At 72.2% G+C, this 17,559-nt stretch carries 20 protein-coding genes; 4 read left to right on the forward strand and 16 right to left on the reverse strand.

All coding sequences use genetic code 11. The features are described 5' to 3' along the window. Positions 1-150 precede the first annotated feature (150 nt). The 5 genes from ACIRRU_RS30070 to ACIRRU_RS30090 form a co-directional block, all read right to left on the reverse strand. Positions 151-381, reverse strand: coding sequence for a hypothetical protein (locus tag ACIRRU_RS30070; protein WP_003969918.1), 231 nt, complete (start codon positions 379-381; stop codon positions 151-153). Between the two features lie 213 nt (positions 382-594). Next, positions 595-2,067 carry a hypothetical protein gene (locus ACIRRU_RS30075; protein WP_403685600.1) on the reverse strand — a complete coding sequence of 491 codons (1,473 nt, stop codon included), beginning with the start codon at positions 2,065-2,067 and terminating at the stop codon, positions 595-597. 435 nt (positions 2,068-2,502) lie between these two features. Next, entirely contained in the window at positions 2,503-3,501 is a 999-nt protein-coding gene (gene dapD / locus ACIRRU_RS30080) for a 2,3,4,5-tetrahydropyridine-2,6-dicarboxylate N-succinyltransferase (RefSeq protein WP_363203262.1), read from the reverse strand. A gap of 44 nt (positions 3,502-3,545) precedes the next feature. Continuing rightward, positions 3,546-4,172 (reverse strand): TetR/AcrR family transcriptional regulator, encoded by a 627-nt coding sequence (locus tag ACIRRU_RS30085; RefSeq protein ID WP_403685602.1) that lies wholly within the window; start codon positions 4,170-4,172, stop codon positions 3,546-3,548. After that, positions 4,172-4,498 carry a multidrug efflux SMR transporter gene (locus tag ACIRRU_RS30090; RefSeq protein WP_363203260.1) on the reverse strand — a complete coding sequence of 109 codons (327 nt, stop codon included), beginning with the start codon at positions 4,496-4,498 and terminating at the stop codon, positions 4,172-4,174. Before ACIRRU_RS30090 ends, ACIRRU_RS30085 begins: the two co-directional genes overlap by 1 nt. 266 nt (positions 4,499-4,764) lie before the next feature. Here ACIRRU_RS30090 and ACIRRU_RS30095 point away from each other — a divergent pair, with 266 nt between their 5' ends. Continuing rightward, positions 4,765-5,751: a hypothetical protein gene (locus ACIRRU_RS30095; RefSeq protein ID WP_403685605.1), complete on the forward strand. Its 987-nt coding sequence runs from the start codon at positions 4,765-4,767 to the stop codon at positions 5,749-5,751. A gap of 24 nt (positions 5,752-5,775) precedes the next feature. Here the strand turns inward: ACIRRU_RS30095 and ACIRRU_RS30100 are convergent, their stop codons facing one another. The 9 genes from ACIRRU_RS30100 to ACIRRU_RS30140 form a co-directional block, all read right to left on the reverse strand. Further along, positions 5,776-6,141, reverse strand: coding sequence for a VOC family protein (locus ACIRRU_RS30100; RefSeq protein ID WP_403685607.1), 366 nt, complete (start codon positions 6,139-6,141; stop codon positions 5,776-5,778). Positions 6,142-6,194: 53 nt separating this feature from the next. Then, positions 6,195-6,533, reverse strand: a complete 339-nt coding sequence (locus ACIRRU_RS30105) for a metal-sulfur cluster assembly factor (RefSeq protein WP_363203257.1) — start codon at positions 6,531-6,533, stop codon at positions 6,195-6,197. After that, positions 6,530-6,985 (reverse strand): Fe-S cluster assembly sulfur transfer protein SufU, encoded by a 456-nt coding sequence (sufU, locus tag ACIRRU_RS30110; protein ID WP_363203256.1) that lies wholly within the window; start codon positions 6,983-6,985, stop codon positions 6,530-6,532. Before sufU ends, ACIRRU_RS30105 begins: the two co-directional genes overlap by 4 nt. Positions 6,986-6,995: 10 nt before the next feature. Further along, positions 6,996-8,264 carry a cysteine desulfurase gene (locus ACIRRU_RS30115; RefSeq protein ID WP_403685610.1) on the reverse strand — a complete coding sequence of 423 codons (1,269 nt, stop codon included), beginning with the start codon at positions 8,262-8,264 and terminating at the stop codon, positions 6,996-6,998. Continuing rightward, positions 8,261-9,025 (reverse strand): Fe-S cluster assembly ATPase SufC, encoded by a 765-nt coding sequence (sufC, locus tag ACIRRU_RS30120; protein WP_363203254.1) that lies wholly within the window; start codon positions 9,023-9,025, stop codon positions 8,261-8,263. Before sufC ends, ACIRRU_RS30115 begins: the two co-directional genes overlap by 4 nt. A 7-nt stretch (positions 9,026-9,032) precedes the next feature. Then, positions 9,033-9,350, reverse strand: a complete 318-nt coding sequence (locus ACIRRU_RS30125) for a bifunctional 3-phenylpropionate/cinnamic acid dioxygenase ferredoxin subunit (RefSeq protein ID WP_363203253.1) — start codon at positions 9,348-9,350, stop codon at positions 9,033-9,035. Then, on the reverse strand, positions 9,350-10,531 hold the full coding sequence (gene sufD / locus ACIRRU_RS30130; RefSeq protein WP_403685612.1) for a Fe-S cluster assembly protein SufD: 1,182 nt from the start codon (positions 10,529-10,531) through the stop codon (positions 9,350-9,352). The genes ACIRRU_RS30125 and sufD overlap by 1 nt, the downstream gene beginning before the upstream one ends. A gap of 95 nt (positions 10,532-10,626) precedes the next feature. Further along, positions 10,627-12,048 (reverse strand): Fe-S cluster assembly protein SufB, encoded by a 1,422-nt coding sequence (gene sufB, locus ACIRRU_RS30135; RefSeq protein WP_363203251.1) that lies wholly within the window; start codon positions 12,046-12,048, stop codon positions 10,627-10,629. Continuing rightward, positions 12,045-12,788: a helix-turn-helix transcriptional regulator gene (locus tag ACIRRU_RS30140; protein ID WP_403685615.1), complete on the reverse strand. Its 744-nt coding sequence runs from the start codon at positions 12,786-12,788 to the stop codon at positions 12,045-12,047. The genes sufB and ACIRRU_RS30140 overlap by 4 nt, the downstream gene beginning before the upstream one ends. A gap of 136 nt (positions 12,789-12,924) precedes the next feature. Here ACIRRU_RS30140 and ACIRRU_RS30145 point away from each other — a divergent pair, with 136 nt between their 5' ends. From ACIRRU_RS30145 to ACIRRU_RS30155, 3 genes are all read left to right on the forward strand, one after another. Continuing rightward, a complete protein-coding gene (locus ACIRRU_RS30145) occupies positions 12,925-13,851 on the forward strand; it encodes an ABC transporter ATP-binding protein (RefSeq protein ID WP_403685617.1) in 927 nt (308 codons plus the stop codon). Beyond that, positions 13,848-14,615 carry an ABC transporter permease gene (locus ACIRRU_RS30150; RefSeq protein ID WP_403685618.1) on the forward strand — a complete coding sequence of 256 codons (768 nt, stop codon included), beginning with the start codon at positions 13,848-13,850 and terminating at the stop codon, positions 14,613-14,615. The genes ACIRRU_RS30145 and ACIRRU_RS30150 overlap by 4 nt, the downstream gene beginning before the upstream one ends. A gap of 99 nt (positions 14,616-14,714) precedes the next feature. Further along, the gene (locus ACIRRU_RS30155) at positions 14,715-15,701 is read left to right on the forward strand and encodes a heme A synthase (RefSeq protein WP_403685619.1); all 987 of its coding nucleotides are present in this window, start codon (positions 14,715-14,717) and stop codon (positions 15,699-15,701) included. A gap of 68 nt (positions 15,702-15,769) precedes the next feature. Here the strand turns inward: ACIRRU_RS30155 and ACIRRU_RS30160 are convergent, their stop codons facing one another. Both ACIRRU_RS30160 and ACIRRU_RS30165 read right to left on the reverse strand, forming a co-directional pair. Beyond that, the gene (locus tag ACIRRU_RS30160; protein WP_403685621.1) at positions 15,770-16,903 is read right to left on the reverse strand and encodes an amidohydrolase family protein; all 1,134 of its coding nucleotides are present in this window, start codon (positions 16,901-16,903) and stop codon (positions 15,770-15,772) included. Positions 16,904-17,010: 107 nt separating this feature from the next. After that, positions 17,011-17,388, reverse strand: coding sequence for a hypothetical protein (locus tag ACIRRU_RS30165; RefSeq protein ID WP_403685623.1), 378 nt, complete (start codon positions 17,386-17,388; stop codon positions 17,011-17,013). Between the last annotated feature and the right edge of the window lie 171 nt (positions 17,389-17,559).

A 17,559-nucleotide genomic window follows, 5' to 3' on the forward strand; every position in this document is an offset into this window, starting at 1 on the left:
GGGGGGGGGGGGGGGGGGGGGGGGGGGGGGGGGGGGGGGGGGGGGGGGGGGGGGCCCCCCCCCCCCCCCGGGGGGGGGGGGGGGGGGGGGGGGGGGGGCCCCCGGGGGGGGGGCCCCCCCCGGCCCCTCCCGGGTCGGAGTGTGCTCCGCTCAGAGCTTGGTGAGCTTGGAGTAGGGGCTCAGGATCCTTCCCTGGCGCCCCGAGAAGTCGATGAGGACCGCGTCGTTGTCGCCCTCGACAGCGAGAATCCTGCCGAGTCCGAACTGGTCGTGCGACACCCGGTCGCCCACATCGAAGCATTCGACCGGTGGGGCCTCCTGGGCCGGGCGGTTGAAGGGACTGGACGGCAGGTGACGCCGGGAGCCGGCTGACTGTTTCATCGTGTCGAGTATGCGCCCTGTAAAGGCCCGACGCCATGCCCGTCGGGCTCCGGGGTCCAGACGTGCCCGATTCGTCATCCGGCGAACGGCACGGCCGGTCAGCGCTTTCTACCGTCGCGGGCAGCGGTGTCGCGCGGAACACCGCGCCGGAAAGCCCCCCGAACGTGTGGCGGTTTCCTACGCCCGGCGCCCGCCGGACGGCGCGCCCCCGGGTCAGCCGCCCGCGCGCGACCGGGCCCGGAACGCCGCCTTACGGGCTTCCTTGGCGGCCTTCTTGTCGCTGTGCAGCCGCCCCATGGCCTCCAGGACGTCGGCGGTGGCCGGGTGGTCGACGCGCCAGGCCTCGTCGAAGAAGCCGCTGTGCTGCGCGGAGAGGCCCTCGACAAGACCCTGGAGCTCGTCCAGCTCGCCGTCCGCGTCCAGCTGCGCGGCGATGGTGTCGACGGCCAGCCAGAAGATCATGTCCTCCGGCGGGGCGGGGACGTCGGTCGCGCCGCGCTCCGCCAGCCAGACCCGGGCCAGGCCGCCCAGCTGGGGGTCGTCGAGCACCGCGCGTACGGCGGGCTCCGCCCCGGGTCCGGCCAGGGCGAGGGCCTGCTGACAGTGGAGGCGGCGCAGCGGGGCGCCCTCGTCGGCGCCCCGGGCGGCGGCCAGCAGCTCGGTGGCGGCGGCCACCGCCCCCTCGGGGCCGTACCCGGCGAGCCACAGCTCGACCTCGGTGCGGGCGGCGGACTCCGGGTAGTGGGCGATGCCGTCGAGGAGGGCGTCGGCCTTCTTGTCCGCGAGGTCCCCCACGGCGGGGGCGTCGAACCCGGCCTCCAGCATCAGCGACCGGATGCCGTAGAGGCCGAGGGGCGTGAGCCTGACCATGCCGTACCGGGTGACGTCCTCCTCGGCTCCCCCGCCGACAGCGGCGTCCACCGGCGTCTCGCCCTCTTCGGCCATCAACGCCTCGTCCACCGGCCGGTAGTCGACGATCCCGATGGGTTCGAGGAGCCGGAACTGGTCGTCCAGGCGCATCATCGCCTCCGACACCTGCTCCAGGATGTCGTCGGTGGGCTCGCCCATGTCGTCGGGGACGATCATCGACGCCGCGAGGGCGGGCAGCGGCACCGGCGCGTCGCCCGCGCCGTTGTCCGCGAGGGTGAGCAGGTAGAGATTGCCGAGGACGCCGTCGAGGAACTCCGCCTCGGCCTCCGGGTCCCAGTCCAGGGCGTCGAAGTCGATGGAGCCGTCCTCACCGACGAGGTCCGCGAAGTCGTCCAGGACCGGCGCGGTGGCGTCAGCGTGCACGGCGTCCAGCCCGTCGAGCCAGATGCCGAGGACGTCCTTCGGTGAGCCGGAGGTGAGCAGCGCCAGGTTCTCGCCGGTGGTGACGGTGCCCTCGGCGTCCTCGCCGCCCTCTTCGGGGTCGGTGACGTCCAGGAGCCCGGTGTCCACGGCGAGCCGCCAGGCCTCGCTGGCGTACGCCGCGCCGTCCTCGTCGGCCGCGAGCCCCAAGTGTTCGGCGGCGGCGGGGAGCTGTGCGTCGACGAGTTCACCGCCCGCGCCGACCCGGGTCCCGGCCCCGGCCCAGCGCGCCAGCCGGACGGCGCGGACGAACAGCGGAGCGGCGAGCGCGTCCCGTGCCAGTTCGGCCTCGGAGTTCAGCCGCACCGGCGGCAGGGAGGGACGCTCTGCGGACATCGGGGGTTCTCCTCGGTGCGTGCTCGGGTGCGTACGGAGTGCCTACGCGCTTCAGCCGCCCAAGCGTAGACGCATTTCACCGTCCGCCGCCCGGCGCCCGGTACCCGTCGCCCGGCGCGCTCCCACGCGCCCGCGCCGGGCCGCACGCCGGGCGCTGGAGCGGGACGGTTGACGTCCGCGCCGGTCGTCCCCGGCCGCTTGCGCACGCGCTCCCACGGCGGCCTCCGCGAGCGCCTGGAACGCCGGGTCCACCGGGGTGCGCCCATGACGGACGCGGCCCGGTGCGTCATCGAGGTCTCCACCGGGGCCCATGTCCACGGCGACCGCGGAGGCAGCCCGCCGACCGCGGGGCGGTCGACGGGCTGCGGGCGGCCTGCGGGGAACTCCTCGCGGCCTGAGGTTCGGCGCGGCCAGGGGCCCGGCTGGGCCGGAGGCTCAGTTGTGGGCGTGCAGGACCTCGTTCAGGCCGCCCCACACCGCGTTGTTCGGGCGGGCCTCGACCGTGCCGGTGACCGAGTTGCGGCGGAAGAGGATGTTGGAGGCGCCGGACAGCTCGCGGGCCTTGACGACCTGCCCGTCCGGAAGCGTGACGCGGGTGCCGGCGGTGACGTACAGCCCGGCCTCCACGACGCACTCGTCGCCGAGTGCGATGCCGACGCCCGCCTCCGCGCCGACCAGGCAGCGTTCGCCGATGACGATACGGACGTTGCCGCCGCCGGAGAGGGTGCCCATGGTGGACGCGCCGCCGCCGATGTCGGAGCCGTCGCCGACGACGACGCCCGCGGAGATCCGGCCCTCGACCATGGAGGTGCCGAGGGTGCCCGCGTTGAAGTTGACGAAGCCCTCGTGCATGACGGTGGTCCCGGCGGCGAGGTGCGCGCCGAGCCGGACCCGGTCGGCGTCGGCGATGCGGACGCCCTGGGGCGCCACGTAGTCCGTCATCCGCGGGAACTTGTCGACCGAGGTGACCTGGAGGTGCAGGCCCTCGGCGCGGGCGTTGAGGCGGACCCGCTCCAGGTCGTCGACGGCGACCGGGCCGAGCGAGGTCCAGGCGACGTTGGCGAGCAGCCCGAAGAGGCCGTCGAGGTTCTGGCCGTGCGGCCGGACGAGCCGGTGCGAGAGCAGGTGCAGCCGGAGGTAGGCGTCGTGCGCGTCGAGCGGCTTGTCGTCGAGCGAGGAGATGACCGTGGACACGGCGACGACCTCGACACCGCGCCGGGCGTCCACACCGATGGCCTTGGCGGCGCCCTCGCCGAGCCGGTTCACGGCCTCGTCCGGGGTGAGCCGCTGCGTTCCGGCGGGGCCGGGGTCGGCGGTCAGCTCGGGGGCGGGGAACCAGGTGTCGAGGACGGTGCCGTCACCGGCGACGGTCGCGAGGCCGGCGGCGACAGCGCCGGTGGTGCGGGCAGAACCCTGGGAAGTCGTGTCGGTCATGCACAGCAACCTAACCGGCCGGGGCCCGCTCGGGCGAACCGGTCTCAGCTTCCGGCCGCGCGCCGGTCCGGGGCCCCTCGCGGCCGCTCGCGCTCCCGGGCGCCCGGCCCGGCCCCGGCGACCCGCCCCAGCATCTCCCGGGCATGGTCCGCGTCGAATGTGCCGCCGGTCAGCAGGACCTGGAGGCAGATACCGTCCATCAGCGCGACCAGTGCCCGCGCGGTCTCCTCATCGGTGGTCCGGGACAGCACCTCGACGGCTTCCTCGGTCCACTCGGCGGCGACCGGGCGCAGCGCGGGGCGGCGCAGGGCCGCGAGATACAGCTCGTACTCCAGCTCGATCGCCCCGCGTTCGCCCGCGAACCACTGGCCGAGCAGCCGGGTCAGCTCCTCCGCGAGCTCCGCACCGGAGGCGGCCCCGCCCGGCGGGGGCGGCCCGGCGAGCACTTCGCTGCCGCGCAGGGCCTCGGCGAAGTTCTCGTTGCAGCGGCGCAGGGCGGCGATCAGGAGTTCGTCCAGCGAGCGGAAGTGGTACGTGGTCGAGCCCAGCGGCACGTCGGCCTCGGCGGCGACCCTGCGGTGGCTGAGCCCCGCTATGCCCTCGGCCGCGACCACGCTCAGCGCCGCGTCGATGATCCGGGCTCGCCGGCCGGGGTCGTACCGCCGGGCCATCAGTGCGCCCCGCCGAGGTTGAGCACGACGACCCCGGCGACGATCAGGGCGACCCCCGCGATCTTGACGAGGCTGCTGGACTCCCCGAGGAAGAGGATGCCGATGAGGGCGACGGCCGCGGTGCCGACGCCCGCCCAGATCGCGTACGCGGTGCCCACCGACAGCGTCTTGAGGGTCTGGGCGAGCAGGGTGAAGGCGACCAGATAGGCCACCGCGGTGCCGATCGAGGGCCAGAGCCGGGTGAACCCCTCGCTGTACTTCATGGCCGTCGTCCCGGCCACCTCGGCCGCGATGGCCGCGGCGAGTAGTCCGTATGCGTATCCCATGTGTACAAGCGTACACAACGTTGCGTACGCCCGTACATATCATCGGTCCGCACCGGGGCGCTACCGTGTCCCGACCAACGACGGTGACGACACGGAGCGGAGACGCGGTGGCGCAGGACGCAGGGTGGGGTGGCGGTCCCTACGGGGGCGCCCCTCACAACGGGGGACCCTTCCACGGGGGAGCGCACGGACCGGGCGGATGGCACGGGGGGTGGGCGCCCCCGAAGCCGGGGGTGATACCCCTGGCGCCGCTGAGGATCTCCGACATGCTCAGCGGCGCCTTCGCGACGCTCGGGCGCTACTGGAAGCCGCTGGTCGGGGTGGCACTCACCCTGTTCGGCGCCGCGACGCTGGTGATGGGCGCGGCGGTGGCCGTCGCGTTCGCCGCGCTGGCCGCCGAGTGGGACACCCTGACGTCCTCGTCGCACTCCCCCGGCGCCTCGGAACTGGTCCCGTTCGGCGTCGCCTTCGGGGCGCTGATGCTGCTCGGCGTGATCGTGTACCTGCTGGCGTCGGCCGTCGTCCAGGCGGCGGTGCCGGTGGTCCTCCAGGAGGCGGTCCTGGGCCGTCCGATCCGCTTCGGCGCGGTGTGGAGCCGGGCCTGGTCGCGGGTCTGGGCGATGATCGGCACGGTGTTCCTGGTGGGCCTCATCGGGTTCGTCCCGATGGCGCTCTTCCTGGCCGCCTTCGTCGGCCTGATGGTCTACCTGGCCTCGATGGGCGACGCGGACGGGGTACTGCCGCTGATGTGGATCGGCGTCGTCGGCACCCTGGCCGTCGGGCCGGTCGCGGTGTGGCTCTGGGTGAAGTTCTCCCTCGCGCCGACCACCGTGATCTTCGAGGAGCAGCGCCCGGCGGCGGCTCTGCGGCGCTCCGCCCACCTGGTGCGCGACAGCTGGTGGCGGGTCTTCGGCGTGACCCTGCTCGCCTACACCCTGGCCTCGATGATCGGCTACATGATCCAGTTGCCGTTCCAGCTGGCCGGTATGCTCCCGGGCATCTTCGACCCCGCCGACACGGGGTCCGGGCCGAGCGGCGGTGAGCTGATCGCGCTGTTCGGCGGCCTCTTCGCGCTCTCGCTGGTCAGCCAGCTGATCGCGCAGCTCTTCTCATCGGTCTTCCCACCGCTGGTGGTGGGCCTGCTGTACGTGGACCGGCGCATCCGCACCGAGAACCTGGCCCCGGTCCTGGCCGAGGCGGCGGCACGGACGCTGCCCGAGCAGTACGGCCCGCCGCCGCCCGCCCACGGCTAGCGCGGCCCCGCGGGCGATCCGCCCTCAGTCGGTCAGGGTCCGCTTCGGGCGCAGGACGCAGAACTCGTTGCCCTCGGGGTCGGCCAGCACCACCCAGGTGCTGTCCGGCCCCTGGCCGACGTCCACCCGCCGGGCGCCCAGCGCGATGATCCGCTCGACCTCGGCGTCCCGGTCGTCCGGGGTCAGATCGAGGTGCAGCCGGTTCTTGGCGGTCTTGCCCTCCGGCACCGGGAGGAAGCACATGCCCGGCAGCGCGGTCTCGTGCGCGCCGATGACGATCTCCTCCTCGTCCTCGAAGAGGACCTTCCAGTCCAGCACCGCGCTCCAGAAGCGGGCCATGAGCGGCAGGTCGTGGGCGTCGACGGCGATGTGGTACAGAGAGACGGCCATGCCCGCCAGTATGCCTGGCGGGCATGGCCGTCACCTCGGGGCGCAGCGGTGCGTCAGACGTTGAACCCCAGCGCGCGGAGCTGCTCGCGTCCGTCGTCGGTGATCTTGTCCGGGCCCCACGGCGGCATCCAGACCCAGTTGATCCGCAGCTCGTTGACGATGCCGTCCGTCGCGGACTTCGCCTGGTCCTCGATGACGTCGGTCAGCGGGCAGGCCGCGGACGTCAGGGTCATGTCGAGGGTGGCGATGTTGGCGTCGTCGATGTGGATGCCGTAGATCAGGCCCAGGTTGACGACGTCGATCCCCAGTTCGGGGTCGACGACGTCGTAGAGCGCCTCGCGGACCTCCTCCTCGGAGGCCGGTTTCATGGTCGCGGTCTCGTTGTCGCTCATGCGGTCTTCCCTTCGGACAGCGCCTTGGCCGTCGCGTCCTTCCACGCCATCCAGCTCAGCAGCGCGCACTTGACGCGGGCGGGGTACTTGGAGACACCGGCGAACGCGACGGCGTCCTCCAGGATCTCCTCCATCGCGTCGTCCGGCTCGAGCTGTCCCTTGGACTGCATCAGCTCCAGGAAGGCGTCCTGGATCCGCCGCGCCTGGGACAGCTCCTTGCCGACGAGCAACTCGTTCAGCACGGAGGCGGAGGCCTGGCTGATGGAGCAGCCCTGGCCCTCGTAACTCACGTCGGCGACGGTCTCGCCGTCGTACTTCACCCGGAGCGTGATCTCGTCACCGCACGTGGGATTGACATGGTGCACCTCGGCGTCGCCGTCCCGCAGGCCACGCCCGTGGGGGTGCTTGTAGTGGTCCAGGATCACTTCCTGGTACATGGAATCCAGCTTCACCGTTGCGCCCTCAGCCGAAGAAGTTCCGGACGTGCTCCAGACCGTCCACCAGGGCGTCGACCTCGGCGGGCGTGGAGTACAGATAGAACGACGCTCGCGTCGTCGCGGGAATTCCGTACCGCAGGCAGACCGGCCGCGCGCAGTGGTGGCCGACCCGGACGGCGATGCCCTGCTCGTCGAGGACCTGGCCCACGTCGTGCGGGTGGATGTCGCCGAGCGTGAAGGAGATCGCCGCGCCGCGGTCCTCGGCCGTCGCCGGACCGATGATCCGCAGGTCGGGGACGCCCAGAAGACGCTCCACCGCGTACCCGGTGATGGCCTTCTCGTGGGCGTGGATCTTCTCCATGCCGATCGAGGAGAGGTAGTCCACGGCCGCGCCGAGGCCGACGGCCTGGGCGATCGGGGGCGTACCGGCCTCGAACTTGTGCGGCGCGGGGGCGTAGGTGGACGAGTGCATCGACACGGTCTCGATCATCTCGCCGCCGCCGAGGAACGGCGGCAGGTCCTCCAGCAGCTCCTGCCGTCCCCAGAGCACGCCGATGCCGGTCGGGCCGACCATCTTGTGGCCGGTGAAGGCCACGAAGTCGGCTTGGAGCGCCTGCACGTCGAGCACCATGTGCGGGGCCGCCTGCGAGGCGTCGATGCAGACCAGCGCGCCGACCTGCTGGGCGCGGCGGATGATCTGCTCGACCGGGTTGACCGTGCCCAGGATGTTGGAGACCAGCGTGAAGGAGACGATCTTCGTCTTCTCGGTGATGATCTCGTCGATGTTCGACAGGTCCAGGCGGCCGTCGTCGGTGATGCCGAACCACTTCAGCTTCGCACCGGTGCGCTGCGCGAGCAGCTGCCACGGCACGATGTTGGAGTGGTGCTCCATCTCCGTGGTGACGATCTCCGTCTCACGGTCCACCCGGTAGGGCTCGTCCGCCCAGCCGAGCATGTTCGCCACGAGGTTCAGCGACTCCGAGGCGTTCTTCGTGAAGATCACCTCGTCGCGGCTGGGTGCGTTGATGAAGGCGGCGACCTTGTCGCGGGCGCCCTCGTACAGCGCGGTGGCCTCCTCGGCGACCGTGTAGACACCGCGGTGCACGTTCGCGTTGTGGCGCTCGTAGTACGCGTTGAGGGCGTCGAGGACCTGGCGCGGCTTCTGCGAGGTGGCCGCGGAGTCCAGGTAAACGATCTTCTTGCCGTCGTGGACCGTGCGATCCAGGAGCGGGAAGTCCTTGCGGATCGCCTCGGTGTCGAGGAGGCCGGTGAGCCCCTGTCGGGCGTCAGTCACGCTGAAGCGCCACCCTTCGTGTATGCCTCGTAGCCCTCGTTCTCCAGCTGGTCGGCCAGCTCGGCGCCGCCGGAGGCGGCGATGCGGCCGCCCGCGAAGACGTGCACGAAGTCGGGCTGGATGTACTTGAGGATACGGGTGTAGTGGGTGATCAGCAGGGTGCCGACCTCGCCGGTGGAGCGGACCCGGTTGACGCCCTCGGAGACGGTCTTGAGCGCATCGACGTCGAGGCCGGAGTCGGTCTCGTCCAGGACGGCGATCTTCGGCTTGAGGAGCTCCAGCTGGAGGATCTCGTGGCGCTTCTTCTCACCGCCGGAGAAGCCCTCGTTGACGTTGCGCTCGGCGAAGGAGGGGTCCATCTGGAGTCCGGCCATCGTCTCCTTGACCTCCTTGACCCACGTCCGCAGCTTGGGGGCCTCGCCGCGGACGGCGGTGGCGGAGGTGCGCAGGAAGTTGGAGACCGAGACGCCGGGGATCTCGACCGGGTACTGCATGGCGAGGAACAGGCCGGCGCGGGCCCGCTCGTCGACGGACATCTCCAGGACGTCCTCGCCGTCCAGGGTGACCGTACCGCTGGTGATCGTGTACTTGGGGTGACCCGCGAGGGAGTACGCGAGGGTGGACTTGCCGGACCCGTTGGGGCCCATGATGGCGTGGGTCTCGCCCTGCTTGACGGTCAGGTCGACGCCCTTGAGGATCTCCTTCGTGGCGTTGTCGGCCTCGACGGTGACGTGCAGGTCGCGGATTTCAAGCGTTGCCATGGGTGACTCAGGACTCCTGGGTGACGGAGACGAGCACATCGTCCCCTTCGATCTTTACGGGGTATACGGGGACGGGGCGCGTCGCGGGAAGGCCGGACGGCTTGCCGGTGCGGAGGTCGAACGACGATCCGTGCAGCCAGCACTCGATCGCGCAGTCCTCCACCTCGCCCTCCGAGAGGGAGACGTTCGCGTGCGAGCAGATGTCGTTGATCGCGAACACCTCGCCCTCGGTGCGGACGACGGAGACGGGTGTGCCGTCGAGCTCCACCCGCCGGGGGGTGTCGTCCTCCAGCTCACTCAGCGCACAGGCTTTGACGAAGGCCATCAGACGGACGCCTTGAGCTCGGCCTCGATCTTCTCGATGAGCCGCTCCTCGACGTCCGGCAGGCCGATCTGCTGGACCAGTTCGGCGAAGAAGCCGCGCACGACGAGGCGGCGGGCCTCCTCGGCCGGGATGCCGCGGGACTGGAGGTAGAACAGCTGCTCGTCGTCGAAGCGGCCGGTCGCCGAGGCGTGTCCGGCGCCGACGATCTCGCCGGTCTCGATCTCCAGGTTGGGTACGGAGTCGACCCGGGCGCCGTCGGTGAGGACGAGGTTCCGGTTCATCTCGTAGGTGTCGGTGCCCTCGGCCGCGGCCTGGATGAGGACGTCGCCGATCCAGACGGCGTGCGCGCCGTCGCCCTGGAGGGCGCCCTTGTACACCGCGTTGGACTTGCAGTGCGGGGTGTTGTGGTCGACCAGGAGGCGGTGCTCCTGGTGCTGGCCCTTGTCGGTGAAGTACAGGCCGAACAGCTCGGCCTCGCCGCCGGTGGCCGCGTAGGCGACCCGCGGGTGCAGCCGCACGACGTCGCCGCCGAAGGTGACGACGATCGACTTGAACGAGGCGTCCCGGCCGACCAGCGCGTTGTGCTGGCCGACGTGGACGGCGGTGTCGTCCCAGTCCTGGACGGAGACGACCGTGAGCTTCGCGCCGTCGCCGAGGACGTAGTCGACGTTGGCGGCGAGCACCGCGTCACCGGTGTGGTCGATGACGACGACGGCCTCGGCGAACGCGCCCAGCTCGATGAGCTGGTGGCCGAAGGCGGTGCCGCCCTCGCCGTGCACGGCGATCCGGATCGGCTCGGTGAGCACGGCGTCCTTGGCGACGGTGACGACCGAGGCCTGCTCGAAGGAGCTGTAGGCCTGGGCGGCGACCCGGTCCACCGGGGTGCCCGCCCTGCCGAGCCGGGCGTCGTCGCGGCCGACGGTCTCGACGGTGACGCCCTCGGGGGTCTCGATCGCGACCTTCACCCCGCTGCCCGTGGCGACGGCGGTGCCGTCGTGCAGCCCGCGCAGCCGCTCCAGCGGCGTGAAGCGCCACTCCTCCTCACGGCCGTGCGGGACGGGGAAGTCCGCGACGTCGAAGGAGGGGGGTGCGCTCATGCGGGTGGCGACGGTCGACTCGGCGGCGACCGCGATGGAGCCGGCGGTGGTGGAACCCACCGGAGTGTTCTGAGCCTCAGCCATGGCTGTCGTAGTGCTCGCTTTCTCAGTCAAGAAGGGGTGCGGTTCGGTGGGGCGGGGACGGCCGCGGACGGCCGTCCCCGGGGTCCGGGAGGGACCTAGCCGACCGAACCCTCCATCTGCAGCTCGATCAGCCGGTTGAGCTCCAGGGCGTACTCCATCGGCAGCTCCTTGGCGATCGGCTCGACGAAGCCGCGCACGATCATCGCCATGGCCTCGAACTCGGTGAGTCCGCGGCTCATGAGGTAGAAGAGCTGGTCCTCGGAGACCTTGGAGACGGTCGCCTCGTGGCCCATCGACACGTCGTCCTCACGGACGTCGACGTAGGGATAGGTGTCCGAGCGCGAGACGGTGTCCACCAGCAGAGCGTCGCAGAGGACGTTGGACTTCGCGCCCGGTGCGCCCTCGCCGATCTCGATCAGTCCGCGGTAGGAGGTACGGCCGCCGCCTCGCGCCACCGACTTGGAGACGATGTTGGAGGAGGTGTTCGGGGCCATGTGGACCATCTTGGCGCCGGCGTCCTGGTGCTGGCCCTCGCCCGCGAAGGCGATGGACAGGGTCTCGCCCTTGGCGTGCTCGCCCATGAGGTAGACCGCGGGGTACTTCATGGTGACCTTGGAGCCGATGTTGCCGTCGACCCACTCCATGGTCGCGCCCTCGTAGGCCACGGCCCGCTTGGTGACCAGGTTGTAGACGTTGTTCGACCAGTTCTGGATGGTCGTGTAGCGGCAGCGGCCGCCCTTCTTGACGATGATCTCGACCACGGCGCTGTGCAGCGAGTCCGAGGAGTAGATCGGGGCGGTGCAGCCCTCGACGTAGTGGACGTAGGCGTCCTCATCGACGATGATCAGCGTCCGCTCGAACTGGCCCATGTTCTCCGTGTTGATACGGAAGTAGGCCTGGAGCGGGATGTCCACGTGGACGCCCTTGGGGACGTAGATGAACGAGCCGCCGGACCACACGGCCGTGTTCAGCGAGGCGAACTTGTTGTCGCCGACCGGGATGACGGTGCCGAAGTACTCCTTGAAGAGCTCCGGGTGCTCCTTCAGCGCGGTGTCGGTGTCCAGGAAGATGACGCCCTGCTCCTCCAGGTCCTCGCGGATCTGGTGGTAGACGACCTCGGACTCGTACTGTGCGGCGACACCGGCGACCAGGCGCTGCTTCTCCGCCTCGGGGATGCCGAGCTTGTCGTAGGTGTTCTTGATGTCCTCGGGCAGGTCCTCCCAGGAGGCCGCCTGCTTCTCCGTGGAGCGCACGAAGTACTTGATGTTGTCGAAGTCGATGCCCGACAGGTCCGAGCCCCAGCTGGGCATGGGCTTCTTGTCGAAGAGCCGCAGACCCTTGAGACGGAGCTTCAGCATCCACTCGGGCTCGTTCTTCTTCTCCGAGATGTCGCGGACGACAGCCTCGGAGAGACCGCGCTTGGCCGCCGCGCCTGCCGCGTCGGAGTCGGCCCAGCCGAATTCGTACGTGCCCAGACCCTCTAGTTCGGGGTGGGCAGTCTCCGTGGGGAGCGTCATGCGGGGTTCCTCCCGGCCGTGCTTGCAGATGCTGAATGGGTGGTCTTGGGCGGTGCCGCGTGACCACTGCGCGGCACGTAGGTCGTGCACACACCGTCGCCGTGGGCGAGGGTGGCCAGACGCTGCACATGGGTCCCGAGGAGGCTGGAGAAGAATTCCGTCTCCGCCTCGCACAGCTGTGGGAACTGCTCGGCGACGTGCGCCACCGGGCAGTGGTGCTGGCACAGCTGCTCGCCCTGCTGGGGGCCGGGCGCGCTTCGCGCCGTAGCAGCGTACCCGTCGGCGGTCAGGGCCCTGGCCAGCGCCTCGGTGCGGCGTTCGGGCTCCGCCGCCTCGACCGCGGCGCGGTACGCCTCGCCCATCGCGGCCATCCGGGCGCGGGCGAAGGCGATGATCGCCTCGTCGCCCCCGGACTGGGCGATGAAGCGCAGGGCGTCGGCGGCCAGCTTGTCGTAGGACTGGTCGAAGGCGTCCCGGCCGCAGTCCGTGAGGGCGAACACCTTGGCGGGCCTGCCGCGGGTCCGTGCCCCGTAGACCCGCTGTTCCCGGGCCTCGACGACGTCGTCGGAGACGAGGGCGTCGAGGTGGCGGCGGACGGCGGCCTGGGTGAGGCCGACGCGCCCGGCCAGATCGGCGACGGTGGAGGGGCCGTGGTCCAGGATGGAGCGCGCGACCCGGTTGCGCGTCGAGCGCTCACCGGTCGCGAGGTCCTCCTGGGGAGCCCGTCCGTCGTATTTCACAACACCATTGTTGCGTAATTCATTCGGCCCTGACAACCACGGTCCGAAACGATCAACGGTGTGGTTCGTCACTTAGGGTTACCTAATCTGCCCCCGGGGCCGGGCCCGGCGCAGGCCCTGCCTAGACTTCCCTGCCATGGAGAGAGAGCCCGTCGTACAGGTCACCGGCCTGGTGAAGCGGTACGGCGCGAAGACCGCGGTCGACGGCCTCGATCTGGTGGTCGGGACCGGCGCGGTGACGGCCGTGCTCGGCCCGAACGGCGCCGGGAAGACCACCACGATCGAGACCTGCGAGGGCTACCGCCGCCCCGACGCGGGCACCGTGCGGGTCCTGGGACTCGACCCGGTCGCCGACGCGCGGCGGCTGCGCCCCCGGATCGGGGTGATGCTCCAGTCCGGCGGCGTCTACTCCGGCGCGCGGGCCGAGGAGATGCTCCGCCACATGGCGAAGCTGCACGCCCACCCCCTGGACGTGGACGCCCTGATCGAGCGCCTGGGCCTCGGCTCCTGCGGCCGCACGGCCTACCGGCGGCTCTCCGGCGGCCAGCAGCAGCGGCTCGCCCTCGCCCTGGCCGTCGTGGGACGGCCCGAGCTGGTGTTCCTGGACGAGCCGACCGCGGGCCTGGACCCGCAGGCCCGCCGCTCCACCTGGGACCTGGTCCGCGAACTGCGCGGCGACGGGGTCTCCGTGGTCCTCACCACCCACTTCATGGACGAGGCCGAGACGCTCGCCGACGACGTGGCGATCATCGACGCGGGCCGGGTCGTCGCCCAGGGCACCCCGGAGCAGCTCTGCCGGGGCGGGGCGGAGAACACCCTGCGCTTCACCGGCCGCCCGGGGCTCGACCTGGGCTCGCTGGTCAAGGCGCTGCCCGACGGCTCCGAGGCGGCCGAGCCGCTGCCGGGGACGTACCGCGTCTCCGGCAGCATCGACCCGCAGCTCCTGGCCACCGTCACCTCCTGGTGCGCCCAGCACGGGGTGATGCCCGAGGGCATCTCCGTGGAGCGGCACACCCTGGAGGACGTCTTCCTCGAACTGACCGGCAAGGAGCTGCGCGTATGAGCGCCGGTACGTACACCCCGCGCCCCGGCGCCGCCCCGCTCCCCCGGATGATCGCCGCGCAGACCGCACTGGAGACCCGGATGCTGCTGCGCAACGGCGAGCAGCTGCTGCTGACGGTGATCATCCCGGCCCTGCTGCTGGTGCTGTTCAGCGCGGTCGACATCGTGGACACCGGCCCGGGCGCGTCGGTCGACTTCCTGGCCCCGGGCGTCCTCGCGCTCGCCGTGATGTCCACCGCCTTCACCGGCCAGGCCATCGCCACCGGTTTCGAGCGCCGCTACGGGGTCCTCAAGCGGCTCGGGTCCTCCCCGCTGCCGCGCTGGGCGCTGATGACCGCGAAGACGCTGTCGGTGCTGGTCACCGAGGTGCTCCAGATCGCGCTGCTGACGGCGATCGCCTTCGCCCTGGGCTGGTCGCCCGGGGGCGGCCCGCTCTCCGTGCTGCTGCTCCTGGCGCTCGGGACCGCCGCGTTCTCCGGGCTGGGGCTGCTGATGGCCGGGACGCTGAAGGCCGAGGCGACGCTCGCCGCCGCCAACCTGGTGTTCCTGCTGCTGCTGGTCGGCGGCGGGGTGATCGTGCCGCTGGAGAAGTTCCCGGACGCGGTGCGGTCGGCGCTGGAGCTGCTGCCCGTGTCGGCGCTCTCCGAGGGGCTGCGGGACGTGCTCCAGCACGGCGGGCCGATGCCGTGGGCCCAGGCCGCGGTCCTCGCGGTGTGGGCGGTGCTGGGGCTGGGCGCGGCGGCGAAGTTCTTCCGCTGGGAGTAGGCCGGGGGCGGGTCCTCGTACGGCCCCTTGCGGGGATCTTCCCGGGCAAACACCCTCGGACCCACCCCTCGTGAAATCATGCACAAGCACCGTCCTACGATGGTCCGCGTGGAAACCCCCATCACTGCCATCGCCAGGCGCTGGACGCCGTCCACCGGAGTGGTGAAGCGTGCCGCGCTCTCCGCCGTCGCGATGAGCGTCTTCATCATCGTGACCGGCGGTGCCGTACGGCTGACCGGTTCGGGACTCGGCTGCGACACCTGGCCCAAGTGCACCGACGACAGTCTGTTCGCCACGCCCGAGCAGGGTCTGCACGGCGCGATCGAATTCGGCAACCGGATGCTGACGTACGTCCTGTCGGCGGCCGTCGGCTGGACGATCGTCGCCGTCAGCTGCCTCAAGCCGCGGCGCCGCAAGCTCACCCGGCTGGCCTGGTCGCAGTTCTGGATCGTCCTGGGCAACGCCGTCCTGGGCGGCATCACCGTCTGGGCGGGCCTCAACCCGTGGACGGTGGCCGGGCACTTCCTGCTCGCCAACGCGCTCCTCGCGGTCACCGTCATCACCTGGGTGCGGGTCGGCGAAGGTGACGGGCCGCCGCGCCCGCGCGCTCCGCTGCCGGTGCGGCGTCTCGCCTGGGCGATCCTCGCGACCACCGTGGTCCTGATCGTGCTGGGCACCACGGTGACGGGCTCCGGCAAGCACGCGGGCGACAGCAGCGACGTACCGCGGATGCCGTGGGACTGGTCGGCGGCCGCCCATGTGCACGCCGTCTCCGCCTGGGTGGTCTGCGCCCTGGCCATCGCGATGTGGCTGGCCCTGCGGGTGGTCGACGCACCCGCCGACACCCGGGCCCGCTCCCGCGACCTGCTGGTCGTGCTGCTCGCCCAGGGCGCGATCGGTTACGTCCAGTACTTCAGCGACGTCCCCGAGATCCTGGTGGGCATCCACATGTTCGGCTCGGCCATCATGTGGATCGCGGTGCTCCGCCTGGTCCTGAGCATGCGCGAGCGCGGCGACGACGGGTCCGTTCCGCTGCCCGGCCCGTCCGCCGAGCGGGCCGGGACGGCGTCGGCGACGGCCGTCTGAGCACCCCGCACGCCACCCGAGGGGGCGACGGGCCGGCGCCCGTCGCCCCTCGGCCGTACCAGGGCCCCTCACCCCAGCCCGTACACCCGGCGCGCGTTGCCCGAGGCGATCATGGCGGCGACCCGCGCCGCGTCGCTCCGGGTCCACGCGCCGTCCGCCACCCAGTCCCCCAGCACCCGCCCCAGCGCCTCGCGGAACTGCCGCGCGCCCACCAGGTGCAGCTCCGGCAGCCCCTGGGCCCCGCTGGAGAACAGCAGCTTGCCGAACGGCGCGAGCTCCAGGATCTCCGCCAGCACCCCGGCCGCCCGCGCCCCGGTCCGCGCGGGCACGGTCCCCAGGTCCGCGTAGACGTGCGGATGCCGGTCGGCCAGCGCGGCGGCCTGCCGGTGGTAGGGGTAGCCGTGCAGCAGGACCAGGTCGCAGCCGTGGCCCTCGGTGGCCGCGGCGAAGTCCGCGAGGCGGGCCGGGCCCCCCGGCCCCGCCCGCAGCTGGAGGGGCAGCCCGCAGGCCACCGCGCTCCACCGCAGATGGTCCAGCAGCTCCGGCTCGGCGGGCGCCCCGCCGCCCTCGCCCCGGCTCCCCTCGCCCCGGCGGACGGCCCGGCGCTCCGCCTCCCGCCGGGCGAGCCAGCGCCCGGCCGCCGCCCGCACCCGGACCGGGCCTGGCGGCTCGGGCGCGGCGGGGCGGACGTCCGGGGCGCGGGTGACGGAGGTGAACGCGACGGCCGACGAGGCGGCGGCGTGCACGGCCTCGCCGAGGTTGGCCAGGAAGGCGTCGACGGTCCCGGAGGTGTCGGCGACCTGTTCGGCCAGGATCTCCAGGCGGACGATCTCGCGGGCCTCGGACCCGGCCGCCGAAGCCATCTCGGCGGGGCCCGTAAGGTCGCCGGGGAGGCCGGTGTCGAGGAGGTGGGCGGAGACGCCGGTGGCGCGCAGCAGCCGCCGGGCGGTCTCGGCGACCCCCAGCTCTCGGCGGCGGGCCAGATAGCGGGCGGGCGGGCAGTGCGGTTCCAGGCCCAGCAGGGGCGGGCACCAGCGGCGCACGGCGAAGCCGGTCTGGGTGTCGAAGAAGGTGGTGCCGGGGGCGGCCGGGGCCCGGGCGGCGGTGAGCCGGGCCTCGAAGGTGCCGAGACCCAGCTCGGTACGGAGGATGCCGTGGCAGTTCTGGTCGACCAGGTCGGCCACGGGCACGGGGTCGGTCATCCGGGGCTCCCTGCGACGGCGTGCGTGTGCACGGCCTAACGGGTGAGCCCCGGGTCAGGTGTTGCCCGGGTGCCGAGCCGGACGCCCCTGGGGCGGGCGGGTGCCCCTCAGCTCCCGTTGGAGGGGCCGCCGATCTGCGATCCGGCCATCCGGGACCACTCGTAGGGGCCGGTGCGGACCTTCAGCGCGAACTCGCCGTCGAACGCCGCGTGCAGCGTGATGCCCGACTTCTCCGCCGCGCTCCGGGCGACGGCGTAGGTGGGGGCGACGAGGTCGCCCCAGGCGCCGTCCTCACCGACCAGGACGATCCGGGCGCCGGCCTGGCCGATGTAGGCGAGCTGCCCCTCCGCGCCGCCGTGCTCCTTGGCGAAGGAGCCGATCTCGCGGGCGAGCTTCGCCGCCGTGCGCTCGGCGCGCGCCGCCTTCCGGGCCTCGGTGCGCGAGGTCTGCCCGGTGTCTGCCGCTTCTGCTGCCTTCTCTGCCATGGACAGGATGCTACCGATCGGTAGATCAACGGGCGACGGGCGGGGGGGGGGGGGGGGGGCCCCCCGCCCCCCCCCCCCCCCCCCCCGGGGGGGGGCCGGGGGGGGGGGGGGCCCCCCCCCCCCCGCCCCCCCCGGGGGGCCAAGTGGTTTGGACACGGGGGGACCCCACCC

The sequence above is a fragment of the Streptomyces sp. NPDC101181 genome (assembly GCF_044767975.1).
Classification (GTDB): domain Bacteria; phylum Actinomycetota; class Actinomycetes; order Streptomycetales; family Streptomycetaceae; genus Streptomyces.